The following is a 17,406-nucleotide window of genomic DNA, read 5'->3' as shown; positions in this document are numbered from 1 at the left end:
TCCCGGCAGGAAGTAGAGACGACAGGTGACAGAAGCGATTCTCCTGGTCGGCGGCAGAGGCACCCGGCTGCGTCCGCTCACGGTCCACACTCCGAAGCCCATGGTCCCGGCGGCCGGGGTCCCTTTCCTCACCCACCAGTTGGCACGCGCCAAGGCGGCGGGCGTCGACCACATCGTCCTCGCCACCTCCTATCTGGCGGAGGTCTTCGAACCCCACTTCGGCGACGGCTCGGCGCTCGGCCTCCATCTGGAGTACGTCACCGAGGAGGAGCCCCTCGGCACGGGCGGCGCGATCCGCAACGCGGCCTCGCATCTCCACTCGGGCCCCGACGACCCGGTCCTGGTCTTCAACGGCGACATCCTGACCGGCCTGGACATCCGCCGCCTGGTCGCCACACATGAAGCGACGAGCGCGGACGTGTCCCTGCACCTGACCCAGGTGACGGACCCGCGCGCCTACGGCCTGGTCCCCACGGACGAGACGGGCAAGGTCCTCGCGTTCCTGGAGAAGCCCCAGACCCCCGAGGAGATCATCACCGACCAGATCAACGCGGGGGCGTACGTCTTCCGCCGCTCGGTCATCGACACGATCCCGGCTGGCCGCCCGGTCTCGGTGGAACGGGAAACGTTCCCGGACCTCCTCTCGGCCGGAGCCCACCTCCAAGGAATGGTGGACTCCACGTACTGGCTCGACCTCGGCACGCCCGCGGCCTTCGTCCGCGGCTCGGCCGACCTGGTCCTCGGCCGGGCCCCGTCCCCCGCGGTGCCCGGCCGCTGCGGCGACCGCCTGATCCTCCCCACGGCCCGGGTGGCGGGCGACGCGAAACTCACCGGCGGCACGGTGGTGGGCGAGGGCGCCTTCGTGGGCGAGGGCGCGCGCGTCTCGGGCAGCACGGTCCTGGCGGGCGCGGTGGTCGAACCCGGCGCGGTGATCACCGACTCCCTGATCGGCGCCCGGGCCCGTATCGGCGAACGCTCGATCCTCACGGGCGCGGTGATCGGCGACGGCGCGATCATCGGCGCCGACAACGAACTCCGCTCAGGCGTACGCATCTGGTGCGACGCCCAGATCCCGACGGGAGCACTCCGCTTCTCCTCGGACCAGTGACGGCGGCCCGCGCCCCGCAAGGGGCGCGGGGAACGGCGCGAGCAACCACGACGAACCCGCGGCCACGAACGCACCCCCGCGGGGGCCTGAGGGCGGCAGCCCCCCGAAAACTGTCGGGGTCGAAGGGGCAGAGCCCCTGGAGGATGGGACGGGCAGGGGCGGCCGGGGGCGAGAGGACCCACGGTCACCCACCTGTCACCCACCCACGTCACAACCTCCCGATATCCCCCCGGGGCATCCGGGGCGCCCGCCGCGCAGGCACCCGCCCCGACAACAGGATCAACCGAGCCGCCCGATGCCGCTGCCCCGCATACGGCTCCAACAACGACAACATCACAGAGTCGTCCGCATCCCGATCCCCCGCCAACGCGAACCCCACGATCCCCGGCAGATGCAGATCCCCCACGGTCACCGCATCCGCCGCCCCATGACTCCGCTGCACGGTCTCCGCCGAGGTCCACACCCCCACCCCCGGCACCAGCTCCAACCGCGCCCGAGCCTCCTCGGGCGCCATCCCCACGGCCTCCTCCAGCCGCCGGGCCACCCGAACCGCCCGCAGAATCGTCGACGCCCGCTTGTCGTCGACCCCGGCCCGATGCCACTCCCAGGAGGGAATCAGAGCCCACTCCCTCGGCCCCGGCATCACGGACATCGCCCCCGGCACGGGCCCGGGCGCGACCTCTCCGAATTTCCGCACCAGCAACCGCCACGCCCGATACGCCTCGTCCGCCGTGACCTTCTGCTCGAGAACCGACGGAATCAACGACTCCAGCACCAGCCCGGTCCGCGTCAGCCGCAACCCCGGCCGCCGCCGCCACGCCATGGCCACCACCCGATGCCGAGGCACGAAGACATCCGGCTCGTCGAGCGCCCCCATCAGCGAGGGCAACTGCTCCAACAGCCACTCGCCGCCGGGCCCCCAGGCCTCCGCTTCCACGACCCCACCGCGCAGCGCGACCCGCAGGGTCCCCGCCCCCACCGGCGTACGACTGCTCCGCCACACGGCCCCGTCCGGTGTCATACGGAACGTCGGATCGCCGGGCCCTCGCCGCAGCGGTCCGAGCACCAGCCCGAGATCGAGCGGCCCGTTCGGCGTCCAGGTACGCCGCCGCCCGGGCGCGGGTGCCGGCCCAGGCACCCCACCGGGCACGGCGACATGGCCACCACGCACGGTCGTACGCGTGGGCCGGGGAGCGAAACGACCAGCCACGGAAAAAGACCTCAGGGTCGGCGGAGAAGTCCTAAGAGCCTACGAGCCGCAGGTGAACCACGCCCCGAATGTGCGCCGACTCACGAAACCGACACCGACGCCCCTCACCTCGAAGAGCCCGGCATCTCACCACGGCTCACCGAACCTCGATGAACGCGCCCGCATCCCGCTCGCTCCGGGCCCGCGGTTCCTCCGCCGGCCGCCCCACCGCCACGGCCCCCATCGGATCCCAGCCCTCCGGCAGCCCCAGCACCTCCCGCACGACATCGCGGCAGAACATCGTCGACGACACCCACGCGGACCCCAGCCGCTCCCCGGCCAGCGCGACGAGGAAGTTCTGCACCCCGGCCCCGGCCGCGACGACGAACATCTCCCGCTCGGCCGCGTCCCGCCGCGGGTCCCCGTAGGTGTGCGAGCCGTCCATCACCAGACAGGGCACCACCAGGTACGGCGCGTGCCGCAGCACATCGCCCCGCCGCACCCGCTTGGCGATGGACTCCTCTGACTTCCCGTCCCGCCGCAGATCCGTGATCCACGCGTCCCGCATGGCGTCGAGCAGCCGTACCCGCGACTCCTCCGACTCCAGCAGCACGAACCGCCAGGGCGTCGTGTGATGCGGCGCGGGCGCGGTCACGGCGGCGGCCACGGCCCGCCGTACGGCACCGGGGTCCACGGGCTCGTCGGTGAACGCCCGCACCGTACGCCGCTGGGTCACCGCCAGCCGTACCGCCTCGGACGTGCCCAGCCGGAACATGTCGTCGGCCGCGCCCCGGACCAGCGCCCGGGTGCCCTCGCCGTGGTCCTCGGCCACGACATGGGCCAGCCCGCGCACCACGGCGACGGGCCGCCCGCCGGCCTTGCCCTTCACCAGGTCACCGGCGGCGGCCAACTCGTCGGCGGTCGCGACGACCGTCGCGCTGAGCGGATTGCCGTACGCGTCCGTCCCGCCCCGCAGGTCGTCCAGTACGCGCACGCCCGCCGCACCGATGGCGACGTCGGTCAGCCCGGACCGCCAGGGCCGCCCGAAGGTGTCCGTGACCACGACCCCGACCTCGACCCCGAGGATGTCCCTGATGCCGTCCCGGACGGCCCGGGCGGAGGCGTCGGGGTCCTCGGGCAGCAGCAGCACCGTCCCGGCAGGGGTGTTGGAGGCGTCGACCCCGGCGGCGGCCATCACGAGCCCCTGCCGGTTCTCCACGATCCGCAGTGCTCCGCGCCGCGCCACGACCCGTACGGTCTCGGCGTCGATCGCGGCCTCCCGGTCGGTGGCCTCGACGATCCGCCCCTCGGCCTTGGACACGATCTTCGAGGTGACGAGGAGCACGTCCCCGTCGGCCAGCCCCGGCTCGGCGGCGGCGATCAGCTTGGCGAGGTCGTCCCCCTGCTGCACCTCGGGAATCCCGGGCGGCGCCCAGACCCGGTACTCGGGAGCACCACCCGCGGCCCCCGTCTGCGTCGACTCACCGCTCGAACCGGTGACCTCGTCACTCGAACCGGTGAACTCGTCCTTCGAAGCGGTGGACTCGCCGCTCAAATCGCCCGCACCTCCTCGGCCAGCGCCAGGGCCTCACGCGCCATGGCCGCCGTCGCCTCCAGGTCCGTCATCATCAGGGGCACGGCCCGGCACCGGATCCCCGCGGCCTCGACGCGCTCCACGGTGGCCGCGTCCACGGTGTCGACGAGCCAGCCGTCGAGCAGCCCGGAGCCGTAGTGCTCGGCGACCGCGGCGGCCGTGGACTCGACGCCGACGGCGGCCAGCACCTTGTCGGCCATGCCGCGCACGGGCGCGTCCCCGACGATGGGGGAGAGGCCGACGACCGGCACCCCCGCCTCGGCGATGGCCTCACGGATACCGGGCACGGCGAGGATCGTGCCGACGGAGACGACGGGGTTGGACGGCGGGAAGAGAATGACGTCCGCCGCGGCGATGGCCTCCAGGACGCCGGGCGCGGGCTTGGCCTGCTCGGCGCCGACGGGCACGATCGCCTCGGCCGGCACGGCGGCCCGCAGCCGTACCCAGTACTCCTGGAAGTGGATCGCCCTGCGCTCGCCGTCCTCCTCGACGGCGACATGGGTCTCCACGCGGTCGTCGGTCATGGGGATGAGCCGGACGCCGGGCTTCCACCGGTCGCACAGCGCCTCCGTGACCGCGCTGAGCGGATAACCGGCGCCGATCATCTGCGTCCGCACGATGTGCGTGGCGAAGTCCCGGTCGCCGAGCCCGAACCACTCGGGCCCGACGCCGTACGCCGCGAGCTCCTCCTTGAGATGGAAGGTCTCGTCGGCCCGGCCCCAGCCCTGCTCCTCGTTGATGCCGCCACCGAGCGTGTACATCACCGTGTCGAGGTCGGGGCAGACCTTCAGCCCGAAGAGGTGGATGTCGTCCCCGGTGTTGCCGATGACCGTGATGTCCGCGTCCGGCGCGGCCTGCTTCAGGCCGCGCAGGAACCGGGCACCGCCGATGCCGCCTGCCAGAACCACAATGCGCATGGAAGCAGTCTCGCAGGCGGGTACGACAACGTGTCCCCCGCCCGCGACCACGGCCGGTTCTCACCCGGTCACGACCGGCCACTCCCGGTCGGGCCGCGACCGTCGGGCTCAGCCGGTCACGACCGCCGGCTCGGCCTCCACGGCCGTTCCCGCCGTGCACGCCTTCGTGTGCATGGGCATGTCCGTGAGCCCGGGGTAGTAGATGTGCAGGCTTATGGCCGGTTCCAGCGTGTCGTTGACGACCTCGTGCGCGAACCCCGGCGCGAACACCCGCTGCGCGCCCTCGCCGAGCACCCGCGTGCCCCGGTCGGTGCGCTCGGTCAGCGTGCCGTCGAGAACGGTGAGCACTCCGGAGGAGTGCCCGTGGTCGTGCAGCCCCGTGCCCTGGCCGGGCACCCAGGACAGCAGCCACACCTCGTAGCCGGGGCCGGTGCTCAGCCGGTGGTACCAGCGCGTCGTCGCGTCGTACTCGACGACGTGCTCCCACCGGGAGCGGTCGGCGGCGATGGAGCGGGCGAGTCCGACGAACTCGGCCACGGTGACCGGGTGTTCGCGGGGCGCCTGGAGCAGGTGCGGTACTTCGAGGATGTCGCCGGCGATCTGGATGTCGCTGTCGCTGTTCATGGAGTGGGTGGTCCTCGATGAAGAGTGCGTGGGGGATGGCTGTGCGTCGCGTACCGTCCGCCCGGGTCACGGGCGGAGCGCGGTTGCCCTGGTGCGGGCGGGAAGGGAACAGCAGCCGAGCCTGGATGGGCTCAGTGGCAGCCGGAGCGCGTTCGGCTCAACAGCTGGAACAGCAACAGCTACAGCGAGCGCGGGCAGCACCGAGGAACCCGGCGGAGCGGGTCGAGGTGAGTGCCAAGTTCGCGAGCATGCCCACAAGGACATCGGTTCACACCTCCGCTGTCAACTTCCCGTCCGTTATGTGGATCGTGTTTCACCTCTTCCGGTGCATCGGTGAGACGAAAGGTTTGTGCAGGAGTGGCCCCGGACACATGGCGCACAACCGGGCGCGCCCGGGACGGGTGGGAAACGAGGCGGAACGAGATCGAACGTCTGGACGTCTTCTTCCGTAAGGGAGGGGAGTCCCTGAGTCCGGAACTCCCGCTGCACCCCCAGCCTGCTGTCAGGGTTTATGCCGATTTGAACACTTTCCGCATAGCCTTGGTTCCGCAGAGTGAATAAGGGGCCCAATAGCAGATCTCGGCTTGACTCGCCCGTAGCAGCACACTTGTAATTTCACTCGTGTCGTTCAGCCGAAATCGGTAAACGGCCGCACGACGGGGACGCGAAAGACGGACGAGGGGCGCACATGACCGAGCTCGTGCAGCAACTGCTGGTCGACGACGCGGACGAGGAACTCGGCTGGCAGGAGCGCGCGCTGTGCGCCCAGACCGATCCCGAGTCCTTCTTCCCCGAGAAGGGCGGCTCGACCCGCGAGGCCAAGAAGGTCTGCCTCGCCTGCGAAGTCCGCTCCGAGTGCCTCGAATACGCCCTGGCGAACGACGAACGGTTCGGCATCTGGGGCGGCCTGTCCGAGCGGGAACGCCGCCGCCTGAAGAAGGCCGCCGTCTGAGACGCCGGACACACCCCCTTCCCGAACGTACGGCCCGTCACCCATGGGTTATCCACAGGCGGCGGGCCACGATCTTGTGCAGCCGTTAGTGTGGGCCTCCGTCCGAGACGTCCCGATGCCCCCAGGGGGCGCGGACGTCCACCGCAGTCCAGCGAACCGGGGCCCGTACCTCGATGTCCGTGCACAGCCACACGGCAGCCCACCACGACGCTGCCACTCCTGAGTTCCCACGCCATGTGGTGACCGCGGTCCTCGTCGCCCACGACGGCGCCCGCTGGCTGCCCGACGCGCTCGCCGGGCTGCTCGGCCAGGAGCGCCCCGTCCAGAACGCCCTGGCGGCCGACACCGGCAGCGCGGACGACTCCGCCCGGCTGCTCACCGACGCCCTCGGCCCCGACCGGGTCCTGCACCTCGCCCGGCGCACCGGTTTCGGCCAGGCCGTCGACGAGGTCAACCGCACCGCCGATGTCCTCACCCCGGACGACCTGCCGTACCTCAAGCGCCCCAGCGGCTGGGACCCCGTGACCCGCACCTGGCGCGACGACACGTACGACATGCCCGAGCTCCCGCACGGCGAACCCGAACAGTGGCTGTGGCTGCTCCACGACGACTGCGCCCCCGAGCCCGACGCCCTCGCCCAGCTCCTGCGGGCCGTCGAGAACGAACGCGAGCTCGGCCGCGACGACGTGGCCGTGGTCGGCCCCAAGCTGCGCGGCTGGTACGACCGCCGCCAGCTCCTGGAGGTCGGCGTCACCATCGCCAACTCCGGCCGCCGCTGGACCGGCCTGGACCGCCGCGAACAGGACCAGGGCCAGCACGACCACGTACGCCCGAGCCTCGCCGTCTCCACCGCCGGCATGCTGATCCGCCGTGACGTCTTCGAACAGCTGGGCGGCTTCGACCGCCGGCTGCCGCTGATGCGCGACGACGTCGACCTGTGCTGGCGCGCCACGTCCGCCGGCCACCGCGTCCTCGTCGCCCCCGAAGCGGTCGTACGGCACGCCGAGGCCTCCTCCCGCGAGCGCCGCACCGTCGACTGCGTGGGCCGCAGCGCCGCCTCCCCGCACATGGTCGACAAGGCCGGCGCCGTCTACACCCTCCTCGTCAACTCCCGTACGGCACAGCTGCCCTGGGTGCTGCTGCGCGTCGTCCTCGGCACCCTGCTGCGGATCGTCGCCTACCTCGTCGGCAAGGTCCCCGGCCAGGCCGTCGACGAGATCCGCGGCCTGCTGAGCGTGCTCCTGCGACCCGAGCGGATCATCGCCGGGCGCAACAAGAGAGGCCGCTCCCAGGTCGACAAGGGCGAGATGCGCCCCCTGTTCCCGCCCCCCGGCGCCACCATCCGGGCCACCGTCGAACAGGCCGCGGGCAGTCTGTTCGGCAACTCGGACACCGAGACCGCCGCGGCCGGACGGCACGGCGGAGCGGTCGAGTCCGGGCCCGGCGACGAAGACGCCGACTTCCTGCAGATCGAGCAGTTCGCCCGGCTCAAGCGCATCGCCCGCAAACCCGGCCCGGTGCTCTTCCTCGTCCTGCTGCTGGCCTCGCTCGCCGCCTGCCGCGACCTCCTCGGCGGCGGCGCGCTCGCCGGCGGCGCCCTGCTGCCCGCGCCCGCCGACTCCGCCGAGCTCTGGTCGCGCTACGTGGACGCCTGGCACCCCGTCGGCACGGGCGGCACCGACGCCGCCCCGCCCTACCTGGCCATCCTCGCCACGCTCGCCTCCCTGCTGCTCGGCTCCACCGGGCTCGCCGTCACCGTGCTCCTCGTGGCGTCCGTACCGCTGGCCGGCTGCACCGCCTACTTCGCCTCGCGCCCCCTCGTCGAGTCCCGGCTGCTGCGCGCCTGGGCCGCCGTCGTGTACGCCTTCCTGCCCGCCGCCACCGGAGCGCTCGCGGGCGGCCGCATCGGCACCGCCGTCCTCGCGATCCTGCTGCCGCTGATCGCCCGCGCGGGCGCCGCCGCCAGCGGGCTCGCGAACACCTCGGGGGCGCGTGGCAGTTGGCGCGCCACCTGGGCGTACGCCCTGCTGCTGACGATCACCACCGCGTTCACCCCGATCGTGTGGCCCATCGCGCTGCTCCTCGGCCTCGGCCTCCTCGTCGTGCGTCGCCGCGAGATCGTCCCCTACGGGCTGCGCTTCCTCGCCCAGCTGGGCACCCCGCTGCTGATCCTCGCCCCCTGGTCGCTGACGCTGCTGCCGTTCGGCTTCTTCACCCAGGCCGGCCTCGAGTACGGACCGAGCGCGGCCTCCGCGACCGATCTGCTCGGCGCGAGCCCCGGCGGGCCCGGCACGGTCGGCGGGCTGATGCTCATCGGCGTCGTCCTGGCCGCGCTGGCCGCCCTGCTGCGCTCCGAGCGCCAGTGGGCAATCCGGACCGCCTGGGCCGCCGCCCTGGTCGCCCTCGTCCTCGCGGTCCTCTCCAACAAGTCCACCTGGGCCGGACCCGCCACCCTCGTCTACGGCATCGCCCTCCTGGCCGCCGCCGTACTGGGCGCGGACGGGGCACGCGCGCGTGTGGCCGAGCAGAGCTTCGGCTGGCGCCAGCCGGTGGCCGCGCTCATCGCGCTCGCCGCCGCCGTGGGCCCGCTGTTCGCCGCCTTCGGCTGGATGCTCGGCGGCGCCGACGGACCCCTGGAGCGCCGCGACCCCGTACAGGTGCCCGCGTTCGTCGCCGAGGAGAGCGGCACCCGCGACCAGGCCCGCACCCTCGTCCTGGACAGCGACACCACCGCGCGCGTGGGCTACACCCTGGTCCGCGGCTCCGGCGCCCGCCTCGGCGACGCCGAACTCGCGGCCGCCGGCGGCGAGAACAAGCGGCTCGACAAGGTCGTCGCCAACCTCGTCGCCGGCTCCGGCGCCGACCAGAGCGACGAACTGGGCGGCTTCGCCGTGCGCTACGTCCTCGTCCGTGAGGGCGCGCCCCGCGAGGTCGGCCGCGTCCTGGACGCCACGCCCGGCCTGAGCCGCCTCGGCCAGCAGGACGGCAGTGCCCTGTGGCGGTTGGACCGTCAGGTCGCCCGCGCCACCATCGAGACCGCCTCCGGCACCCCGCAGCCCATCGCCGCCGGCCCCGTCGACGTGCACACCACGATCCCTGCGGGCGCGTCGGGCCGGGTGCTCCGCCTCGCCGACACCGCCGACGAGGGCTGGACGGCCACCCTGGACGGCAAGCCGCTCACCCCCACCACGGTCGACGGCTGGGCCCAGGGCTTCGAACTGCCCACCACCGGCGGCAAACTCGACATCACCTTCGACGCCCCCGCCGGCCACACGGCCTGGCTGTGGGTCCAGGGATCGCTCGCCGTCGTCCTCGTGGTGCTCGCCCTGCCCGGCCGCCGCCGGGACGTCGACGACGACCTCCCCGACGAGCCGGTCGCCGTGCCCGCGCAGGACAGCACCGGCGACGGCCGGCGCGCCCGCCGACTGCGCGCCCAGGCGGACTCCGAGGCCGAGGCCGACCGGTCCGCCGACGCCACCGAGCCTGCTCCTCCCGCGGAGGAGCCCCTCGCCCCCGACGCGGTCCCACAACAGCAGGCGTACGGGGAGTGGGACCAGTCGGCCTACGCGGGCGCGGCCACCGAGTACGGCCAGTACGACCAGCAGTACCAGGGCCAGTACCAGGGCGGGGGCTACGACCAGCAGCACTACCAGACCGACCCCTACCAGGGCGCCCAGTACGACCCGTACGCCTCCTACGGGGGCAACAACGCCTCCTACGACCAGACGTACACCCAGGGCTACGAGACGCCGTACGACCCGTCGCAGGGCACCGGCACCGACAGTGAGCGCCCCGACGGGAGCCAGCAGTGAAGCGCACGACCCTGTCCCTGCTCGCCGGCACGACCGCGCTCGCCGCCGTCACCGGCTTCGCCGTGCTCAGCACCCCCGACGCCGTCGGCGGCGACACCACCGCGGCGGCCGCCCAACTCCCCGTGGAACGCACGAGTCTGCTCTGCCCCCAGCCGAGCACCTCGGACGTCGCGGAGACCGCGTACACATCGTTCACACCCGTCACCAAGGGCACGGGCAGCGACGGAAGCGCGGCGCTGGAGGCGGCGGGCGGGACAGGCACCGACGGCAAGACGGAGAAGTCGAAGAAGGCGAAGAAGCCGGTCCTGGAGCTGAAGGAACCCGGCAAGCCCGTGACGACCAGCACCGACAGCGGCGACTCGCCCGCGCTGATCGGCACGGCCGAGGGGAAGTTCGCACCCGGCTGGACCGTCCAGCAGACCACCGAGGTCGCCGCCGGCATCGGCCGCGGCCTGCTCGGCGTCAACTGCACGGCCCCGGACACGGAGTTCTGGTTCCCGGGCGTCAGCACCTCCGAGGGCCGCACCGACTACGTCCACCTGACCAACCCGGACGACGCGGCGGCCGTGGTCGACATCGAGCTGTACGGCAAGGACGGCGCCCTGAAGTCGACGGTCGGCGAGGGGATCACAGTCCGGCCCCGCTCCAGCGAGCCGGTCCTGCTGTCGACGCTCGCCACGGCGAAGGAGGCCGACCTCACGGTCCGCATCAGCGTCCGCAGCGGCCGGGTCGCCGCCGCGGTCCAGGCCCTGGACGAGAAGCAGGGCGGCGACTGGCTGGCCGCCTCGACCGACCCCACGGCCGACCTGGTCCTCCCCGGCATCCCGAAGGACGCCACGGACGTACGGCTGATCGCCTTCGCCCCCGGTGACACGGACGCCGACCTGAACGTCCGCCTGGCCTCGCCCTCCGGCCAGATCACGCCCGCGGGCAACGAGACGCTCCATGTGAAGGCCGGCATGACGGCGGCGGCGGACCTCGGCGACGTCACGCGAGGCGAGGCGGGCTCCCTGATCCTGACGCCCACCGACAGCTCCGTCCCCGTGGTGGCGGCCCTCCGGATCGTCCGCGGCAAGGGCGCCGACCAGGAGACGGCGTTCATCCCCGCCACCCGCCCGGTCGGCTCACGCGCGACGGTCGCCGACAACCGGGCCAAGGGCACCACCCTCGCCCTGACCGCCACCGGCAGCGCGGCCAAGGTGAAGGTCACGGCATCCGCGGGCAGCGGTGGCGGCACACCCACGACAAAGACGTTCACGATCAAGGCAGGCACGACCCAGAACGTCGACATGCCCGCCCCGAACGGCTTGAAGGGCACCTACGCCCTCACGGTGGAACGGCTCTCCGGTGGCCGCCTCTACGCCTCCCGCACCCTCGCCTCCACCCTCGACGGAGTCCCCGCCTTCACCGTCCAAACCCTCCCGGACGACCGGGGCACGGTGGCGGTACCGGAGGCGGAACAGGACTTGTCGGTGCTGCAGAAGTAGGCGCCGGGGGGCTGGGGGTGCAGCCCCCAGTGAGTGGGACGGGTGGGGGCGGCGACGGCGAAACCCGCCTCGCCCACCCCCCTGGTCAGTCCTCCCCGTACCGCGGATCCACAGCCTCCGGATTCAATCCCAGCAACTCCGCCACCTGCTCGACGACGACCTCGTGCACCAGCGCGGCCCGCTCGTCCCGCCCCTTGGTCCGGATCTCCACCGGCCGCCGGTACACCACGACCCGAGCCGGTCGCCCGTCCCGTGCCGGAATCGTCCCGCCGAGCGGCACCGCCTCGTCGTTCCACGTCTCCCCGGGCCCATCGAGCCGCGGCACCTCCAGCACGAGGAAGTCGATGTCGACCAGCTGCGGCCACCGCCGCTCCAGCCGCTCCACGGAGTCCTGCACCAGATCCGCGAAGAGATCGGCCCGGCTCGCCGCGAGCGGCACCTGGGGCGGCGCGATGGGGCCACGCATGCCCCTGCCGTGACGATCGCGGCGACGGGGCCCGGGCGCGGCGGCGGGGGGCGGTACGAGGTTGTCCATCACCTACGAAGCGTAGTCCCCACGAGATCCACCCGCCGGACCCCACGCGGCCGACCCGATCCCCGCACCGACCGGGGCGTGGCATGTCGCCACATGACCATTCCGGCCAAGCTTGGGCTTGATTCCGATCTCTCCGAGACCGACAGCTTCACCACCTTTAACCAATTTTGCATCAATTGCTGATCGCGTTCGAGAATGTTCGATATCCCGGACGTTGGGTTACCCGCAGGTCAACGAGGTGGCCTCGGAAGCCCGTGTGGGCCGTTTCACAGCACGACACGGGGGAGTGACCTGGTGCAGAGTCGTCGCGGCCCGCTCAAGAGTGCGGTACCGTCCAACGTCGTGAGCCCTGTACGTCGCTGTTCGCGCACCGCTTGCGGCCGCCCCGCCGTCGCGACGCTGACGTACGTCTACGCCGACTCGACCGCGGTCCTCGGCCCGCTCGCCACCTACGCCGAACCCCACTGCTACGACCTGTGCGCCGAGCACTCCGAGCGCCTCACCGCACCGCGCGGCTGGGAGGTCGTCCGACTGCTCGACTCCTCGGCTCCGGCGCGCCCCAGTGGCGACGACCTGGAAGCGCTTGCCAACGCCGTACGCGAAGCGGCCCGTCCTCAGCAGCGCGCCGCGGAGGCCGGAGGCCCCGGCGCACGCACGGTGGACCCGATGGAGGTCGCGCGCCGAGGTCACCTGAGGGTCCTGCGCTCACCCGACAACTGACGCGACCTGCTTGGCGCCCGTCGCGGCTCACTCGTCACCAGGCTTCCCCCGGCAGGGTTCTCCCCGTGTCACCGGAGGCCACACAGCCGACTGTCAGTTCGGGCGGGTAGTTTGGGGTGACTGTGAGGACTTCAGGAGGGCCAGCCGTGGCTGCTGATCTGTCGACGATCGTCAAGGCGTACGACGTGCGCGGGGTGGTCCCGGACCAGTGGGACGAGCCCCTGGCCGAGCTCTTCGGGGCGGCCTTCGCGCAGGTGACCGACGCGGAGGCCATCGTGATCGGACACGACATGCGGCCCTCCTCGCCGGGCCTGTCGCGCGCTTTCGCGCGCGGAGCGGCCGCGCTCGGGGTGAACGTCAGCGAAATCGGCCTGTGTTCGACGGACCAGCTGTACTACGCCTCGGGGGCGCTGAACCTGCCCGGCGCCATGTTCACGGCCTCCCACAACCCCGCCCAGTACAACGGCATCAAGATGTGCCGCGCGGGCGCGGCGCCGGTCGGCCAGGACACGGGTCTCACCGAGATCCGCGAACTGGCCGAGTCCTGGAGCGAGTCGGGCGCCCCGCAGCCGGCCGCGACACCGGGGACGATCACCCGGCGCGACACGTTGGAGGACTACGCGGCGCACCTCCTCGGCCTTGTCGACCTGACCTCCATCCGCCCCCTGAAGGTCGTCGTCGACGCGGGCAACGGCATGGGCGGCCACACGGTCCCCACGGTCTTCGCCGGCCTGCCCCTGGACGTCGTCCCGATGTACTTCGAACTGGACGGCACGTTCCCGAACCACGAGGCCAACCCCCTCGACCCGGCCAACATCGTCGACCTCCAGAAGCGCGTCCGCGAGGAGGGCGCCGACCTCGGCATCGCCTTCGACGGCGACGCCGACCGCTGCTTCGTCGTCGACGAGCACGGCGACCCCGTCTCGCCGTCCGCGATCACCGCACTGGTCGCCTCCCGCGAGCTGGCCAGGAACGGCGGCAAGGGCACGGTCATCCACAACCTGATCACGTCGTGGACGGTCCCGGAGGTCGTGAAGGAGAACGGCGGCACGGCGGTACGCACGCGCGTGGGCCACTCCTTCATCAAGGCCGAGATGGCGAGAACGGGCGCGATCTTCGGCGGCGAACACTCCGCGCACTACTACTTCGCCGACTTCTGGAACGCCGACACAGGCATGCTGGCCGCGCTGCACGTCCTCGCCGCCCTCGGTGGCCAGGAGGGCCCCCTGTCCGGCCTGGTCGCCCAGTACGAGCGCTACGCGGGCTCCGGCGAGATCAACTCCACCGTCGCCGACCAGGCGGGCCGCCTCGCCGCGATCAAGGCCGCCTACGAGGGCCAGGAGGGCGTCATCCTGGACGAGCTGGACGGCCTCACGGTCTCGGCGTCCGACTGGTGGTTCAACGTCCGCCCCTCCAACACGGAACCCCTCCTCCGGCTGAACGCGGAGGCCCGCGACGAGACGACGATGACGAAGGTCAGGGACGAGGTGCTGGGGATCATCAGGGGCTGAGGCAGGGGATCGGCCCACCCCGGCAGCCGCGGGCGACCGTGCCGCCGTCCCGGCCGCGGGCAGTCGCGCCGCTGGGGCGGCACGGGTGGGCACAGCGGCACCCCGTAGGCGTCGGGCCGCGCGCCCCACGCCGCTCAGCAAACAGCCGCCGGGCACCCGCCCGCCAGCAGGTTCACCCCGGGTGCCCACCCGCGGGCCCAGCCCAACCCCGGCGCCAACCCCCACACGGCGGTACTCTGACCAGGCCGCACCGCATCACCATCCGCCCCCCCCGAAGGGAACGACATGCCGCTCGAAGCCGGCCTCCTGGAGATCCTCGCCTGCCCGGCGTGCCACGCCCCCCTCAAGGAGGAGGACGCCGAGCTGGTCTGCACGAGCGACTCCTGCGGCCTTGCCTACCCGGTCCGCGACGGCATCCCCGTACTCCTCGTCGACGAGGCCCGCCACCCCGCGTAGCACCCGTGGGCCGCACGGACCGCGCACCCGCACGAACCTGCGCACACACCAGGTGTAACCAATCATAGGTGGGGAAACCCGGCGAAAAGGGCAACCCGGTGATCGGAGGCTGCCGCCCATGCTCGACGACTCGCTGCTCGACACCCCCGACGCCCTGTCGGAGGCGGACCACCGCGGCCTGCTACGCGGCGCCGCCGAGGCAGGCGCACGGGTACGCACGGCCGTACGCCTCGGCGCCGAGGCCGGCATCCCCGACCTCAAACCGGACGGCCGCCCACGCGCCGTCCTGATCGCGGGCCCCGGCATGGCCTCCGCGGGCGTCGCCGACCTCCTCGGCTCCCTCGCGGGCTCCGGCTGCCCGATCATCCGCCTCCACCCCACCGGCGTGGCCCCCGCCGCCGGCGCCCTCCGCTGGGAACTCCCCGGCTGGGTGGGCCCGGTCGACCTCCTCCTTCTCGCCACCCCGGACGGCAGCGAACCCGGCCTGTCGCTCCTCCTCGACCAGGCCTACCGCCGTGGCTGCACGGTCGTCGCCGTCGCCCCCGCCCGTACCCCGGTCGCCGAGGCGGTGACGGGCGCCCACGGCCTCTTCGTGCCGATGGCGGCCGCCCCGTACGAGCAGGAGGTCCCGCTCGGTGCCGCCGCCCCCGGCGTACTGTGGGGCCTGCTCACCCCGATGCTCGCGCTCCTGGACCGCACGGGCCTCGTCACGGCCCCACCGGACGCCCTGCAGAAGGTCGCCGACCGCCTCGACCACGTCGCCGAGCGCTGCGGCCCGGCCATCGCCACCTACAACAACCCCGCCAAGACGCTCGCCGTCGAGCTCGCCGACTCGCTCCCGGTGATCTGGACCGAGGGCCAGGCCGCGGGCCCCGTGGGCCGCCGTTTCTCCGCCGCGCTGGCCGAACTGGCGGGCCGCCCCGCCGTCGTCGGCCAGCTCCCCGAAGCTCTCGCCTCGCACATGGTCCTGCTCTCCGGCCCGCTCGCCGCCAGCGCCGACCCCGAAGACTTCTTCCGCGACCGCGTGGAGGAGCCACCCGCCCTCCACGCGAGCGTGGTGCTCCTCCGTGACCGCCCGACCGGCGGCCTCAGCGCCGCCCCGGCCGCCCGTGACCTGGCCCTCAGCCACGACACGCCGCTCAGCGAGCTGGAGCCCGAGGAGGGCACCGACCTGGAGACCCTCGCGGAGATGATCGCCATCACGGATTTCGCCGCCGTTTACCTGTCGCTCGCCTCGGCGGCCTGATCTTTACCCGAGCCCTCGGAAGAGCAAGAAAGTCGGACGGCTCACGGCCCCGGACGGCGTACGGAGAAAGACACACCATGGACCGCCTCGACAACACCATCCGCCCCTACGCCTGGGGCTCCACCACCGCCATCCCGCACCTCCTCGGCGTGGCCCCCACCGGCGAACCCCAGGCGGAGATGTGGATGGGCGCCCACCCCGGCGCACCCTCACGCACCGGACGCGGCCCCCTCACCGAGGTCATCGACGAGGCACCGGAACGCGAGTTGGGAAACCAAACGGTCACCAAGTTCGGCCCCCACCTCCCCTTCCTCCTCAAAATCCTCGCCGCCGGCGCCCCCCTCTCCCTCCAGGTCCACCCCAACCTCGAACAGGCCAAGGAGGGTTACGAGGACGAGGAACGCCGCGGCATCCCGGTCGACGCCGGCCACCGCAACTACAAGGACGCCAACCACAAGCCCGAACTCATCTGCGCCCTCACCGAGTTCGACGGCCTCTGCGGCTTCCGCGACCCCCTCCAGGCCGCCGACCTCCTCGCCGGCCTCGACGTCGACTCCCTCAAGCCGTACGTCGACCTCCTGCACGCCCACCCCGAAGAGGCCGCCCTGCGCGAGGTGCTGACCGCGGTGCTGAGCGCCGACCCCGAGGAGATGGCCCACACCGTCACCGAGGCCGCGGCCGCCTGCACCCGCCTCGGCGGCCCCTACACCCCGTACGCCGACATCGCCCACCACTACCCGGGCGACCCCGGCGTCATCGCCGCCCTGCTCCTCAACCACGTCCGCCTGCAGCCGGGCGAGGCCCTCTACCTCGGCGCCGGCATCCCGCACGCGTACCTCGACGGCCTCGGTGTCGAGATCATGGCCAACTCCGACAACGTCCTGCGCTGCGGCCTCACCCCCAAACACGTCGACGTCCCCGAACTCCTGCGCATCGTCCGCTTCGAGGCGACCGACCCCGGCGTCCTGCGCCCCGAGGCGTCCCCCGACGGCGAGGAGGTCTACGAGACCCCCATCGACGAGTTCCGCCTCTCCCGCTACGTCCTCCCCGAAGAAGCAGGCCCGCACGACCTCACGAGCGCGACCCCGCAGATCCTGCTCTGCACGGCCGGCTCCGTGCGCGCGGGCGAACACCCGCTCGCCCCCGGCGAGTCCGTCTTCGTACCGGCAGGAGAAACGGTCGAAGTGTCCGGAACCGGCACACTCTTCCGCGCGACCGTGATCGCCTGAGCACGACCCCGACCCCGGCCTGACGG

At 72.6% G+C, this 17,406-nt stretch carries 14 protein-coding genes; 9 read left to right on the top strand and 5 right to left on the bottom strand.

The window, feature by feature from the left end; all coding sequences use genetic code 11:
- Positions 1–25 precede the first annotated feature (25 nt).
- Positions 26–1,108 carry a mannose-1-phosphate guanylyltransferase gene (gene manB, locus SGFS_RS24355; protein WP_286253439.1) on the top strand — a complete coding sequence of 361 codons (1,083 nt, stop codon included), beginning with the start codon at positions 26–28 and terminating at the stop codon, positions 1,106–1,108.
- 208 nt (positions 1,109–1,316) lie between these two features.
- Here manB and SGFS_RS24350 read toward each other — a convergent pair whose 3' ends face one another.
- From SGFS_RS24350 to SGFS_RS24335, 4 genes are all read right to left on the bottom strand, one after another.
- Entirely contained in the window at positions 1,317–2,318 is a 1,002-nt protein-coding gene (locus tag SGFS_RS24350) for a DNA-3-methyladenine glycosylase family protein (protein WP_286253438.1), read from the bottom strand.
- 136 nt (positions 2,319–2,454) lie between these two features.
- Entirely contained in the window at positions 2,455–3,852 is a 1,398-nt protein-coding gene (locus tag SGFS_RS24345) for a coenzyme F420-0:L-glutamate ligase (protein WP_286253437.1), read from the bottom strand.
- Positions 3,849–4,808, bottom strand: a complete 960-nt coding sequence (cofD, locus tag SGFS_RS24340) for a 2-phospho-L-lactate transferase (RefSeq protein ID WP_286253436.1) — start codon at positions 4,806–4,808, stop codon at positions 3,849–3,851. Before cofD ends, SGFS_RS24345 begins: the two co-directional genes overlap by 4 nt.
- Before the next feature lie 108 nt (positions 4,809–4,916).
- Positions 4,917–5,432, bottom strand: coding sequence for a cysteine dioxygenase (locus SGFS_RS24335; RefSeq protein WP_286253433.1), 516 nt, complete (start codon positions 5,430–5,432; stop codon positions 4,917–4,919).
- A 688-nt stretch (positions 5,433–6,120) separates the two neighbouring features.
- Here SGFS_RS24335 and SGFS_RS24330 point away from each other — a divergent pair.
- From SGFS_RS24330 to SGFS_RS24320, 3 genes are all read left to right on the top strand, one after another.
- Positions 6,121–6,384 (top strand): WhiB family transcriptional regulator, encoded by a 264-nt coding sequence (locus SGFS_RS24330; protein ID WP_003975777.1) that lies wholly within the window; start codon positions 6,121–6,123, stop codon positions 6,382–6,384.
- Positions 6,385–6,557: 173 nt separating this feature from the next.
- A complete protein-coding gene (locus tag SGFS_RS24325; protein WP_286253337.1) occupies positions 6,558–10,196 on the top strand; it encodes a glycosyltransferase family 2 protein in 3,639 nt (1,212 codons plus the stop codon).
- Positions 10,193–11,683 carry a DUF5719 family protein gene (locus SGFS_RS24320; RefSeq protein WP_286253335.1) on the top strand — a complete coding sequence of 497 codons (1,491 nt, stop codon included), beginning with the start codon at positions 10,193–10,195 and terminating at the stop codon, positions 11,681–11,683. The genes SGFS_RS24325 and SGFS_RS24320 overlap by 4 nt, the downstream gene beginning before the upstream one ends.
- Before the next feature lie 85 nt (positions 11,684–11,768).
- Here the strand turns inward: SGFS_RS24320 and SGFS_RS24315 are convergent, their stop codons facing one another.
- On the bottom strand, positions 11,769–12,218 hold the full coding sequence (locus SGFS_RS24315; protein WP_286260036.1) for a metallopeptidase family protein: 450 nt from the start codon (positions 12,216–12,218) through the stop codon (positions 11,769–11,771).
- 294 nt (positions 12,219–12,512) lie between these two features.
- Between SGFS_RS24315 and SGFS_RS24310 the strand changes: the two genes are divergently transcribed.
- From SGFS_RS24310 to manA, 5 genes are all read left to right on the top strand, one after another.
- Positions 12,513–12,938 carry a DUF3499 domain-containing protein gene (locus SGFS_RS24310; RefSeq protein ID WP_286253334.1) on the top strand — a complete coding sequence of 142 codons (426 nt, stop codon included), beginning with the start codon at positions 12,513–12,515 and terminating at the stop codon, positions 12,936–12,938.
- A gap of 146 nt (positions 12,939–13,084) precedes the next feature.
- Positions 13,085–14,449, top strand: a complete 1,365-nt coding sequence (locus SGFS_RS24305; RefSeq protein WP_286253332.1) for a phosphomannomutase/phosphoglucomutase — start codon at positions 13,085–13,087, stop codon at positions 14,447–14,449.
- A 285-nt stretch (positions 14,450–14,734) separates the two neighbouring features.
- Positions 14,735–14,905, top strand: coding sequence for a Trm112 family protein (locus tag SGFS_RS24300; protein WP_286253331.1), 171 nt, complete (start codon positions 14,735–14,737; stop codon positions 14,903–14,905).
- 118 nt (positions 14,906–15,023) lie between these two features.
- A complete protein-coding gene (locus tag SGFS_RS24295; RefSeq protein ID WP_286253328.1) occupies positions 15,024–16,151 on the top strand; it encodes an SIS domain-containing protein in 1,128 nt (375 codons plus the stop codon).
- Between the two features lie 77 nt (positions 16,152–16,228).
- Complete coding sequence (gene manA / locus SGFS_RS24290) at positions 16,229–17,380, top strand: mannose-6-phosphate isomerase, class I (protein ID WP_286253326.1); 1,152 nt, start codon at positions 16,229–16,231, stop codon at positions 17,378–17,380.
- Positions 17,381–17,406: the final 26 nt, after the last annotated feature.

This window comes from Streptomyces graminofaciens (assembly GCF_030294945.1).
In the GTDB taxonomy this organism is placed as follows: domain Bacteria; phylum Actinomycetota; class Actinomycetes; order Streptomycetales; family Streptomycetaceae; genus Streptomyces; species Streptomyces graminofaciens.
Note: the sequence above shows the minus strand (reverse complement) of the source record. Positions and strands in the feature narration are given on the sequence as shown.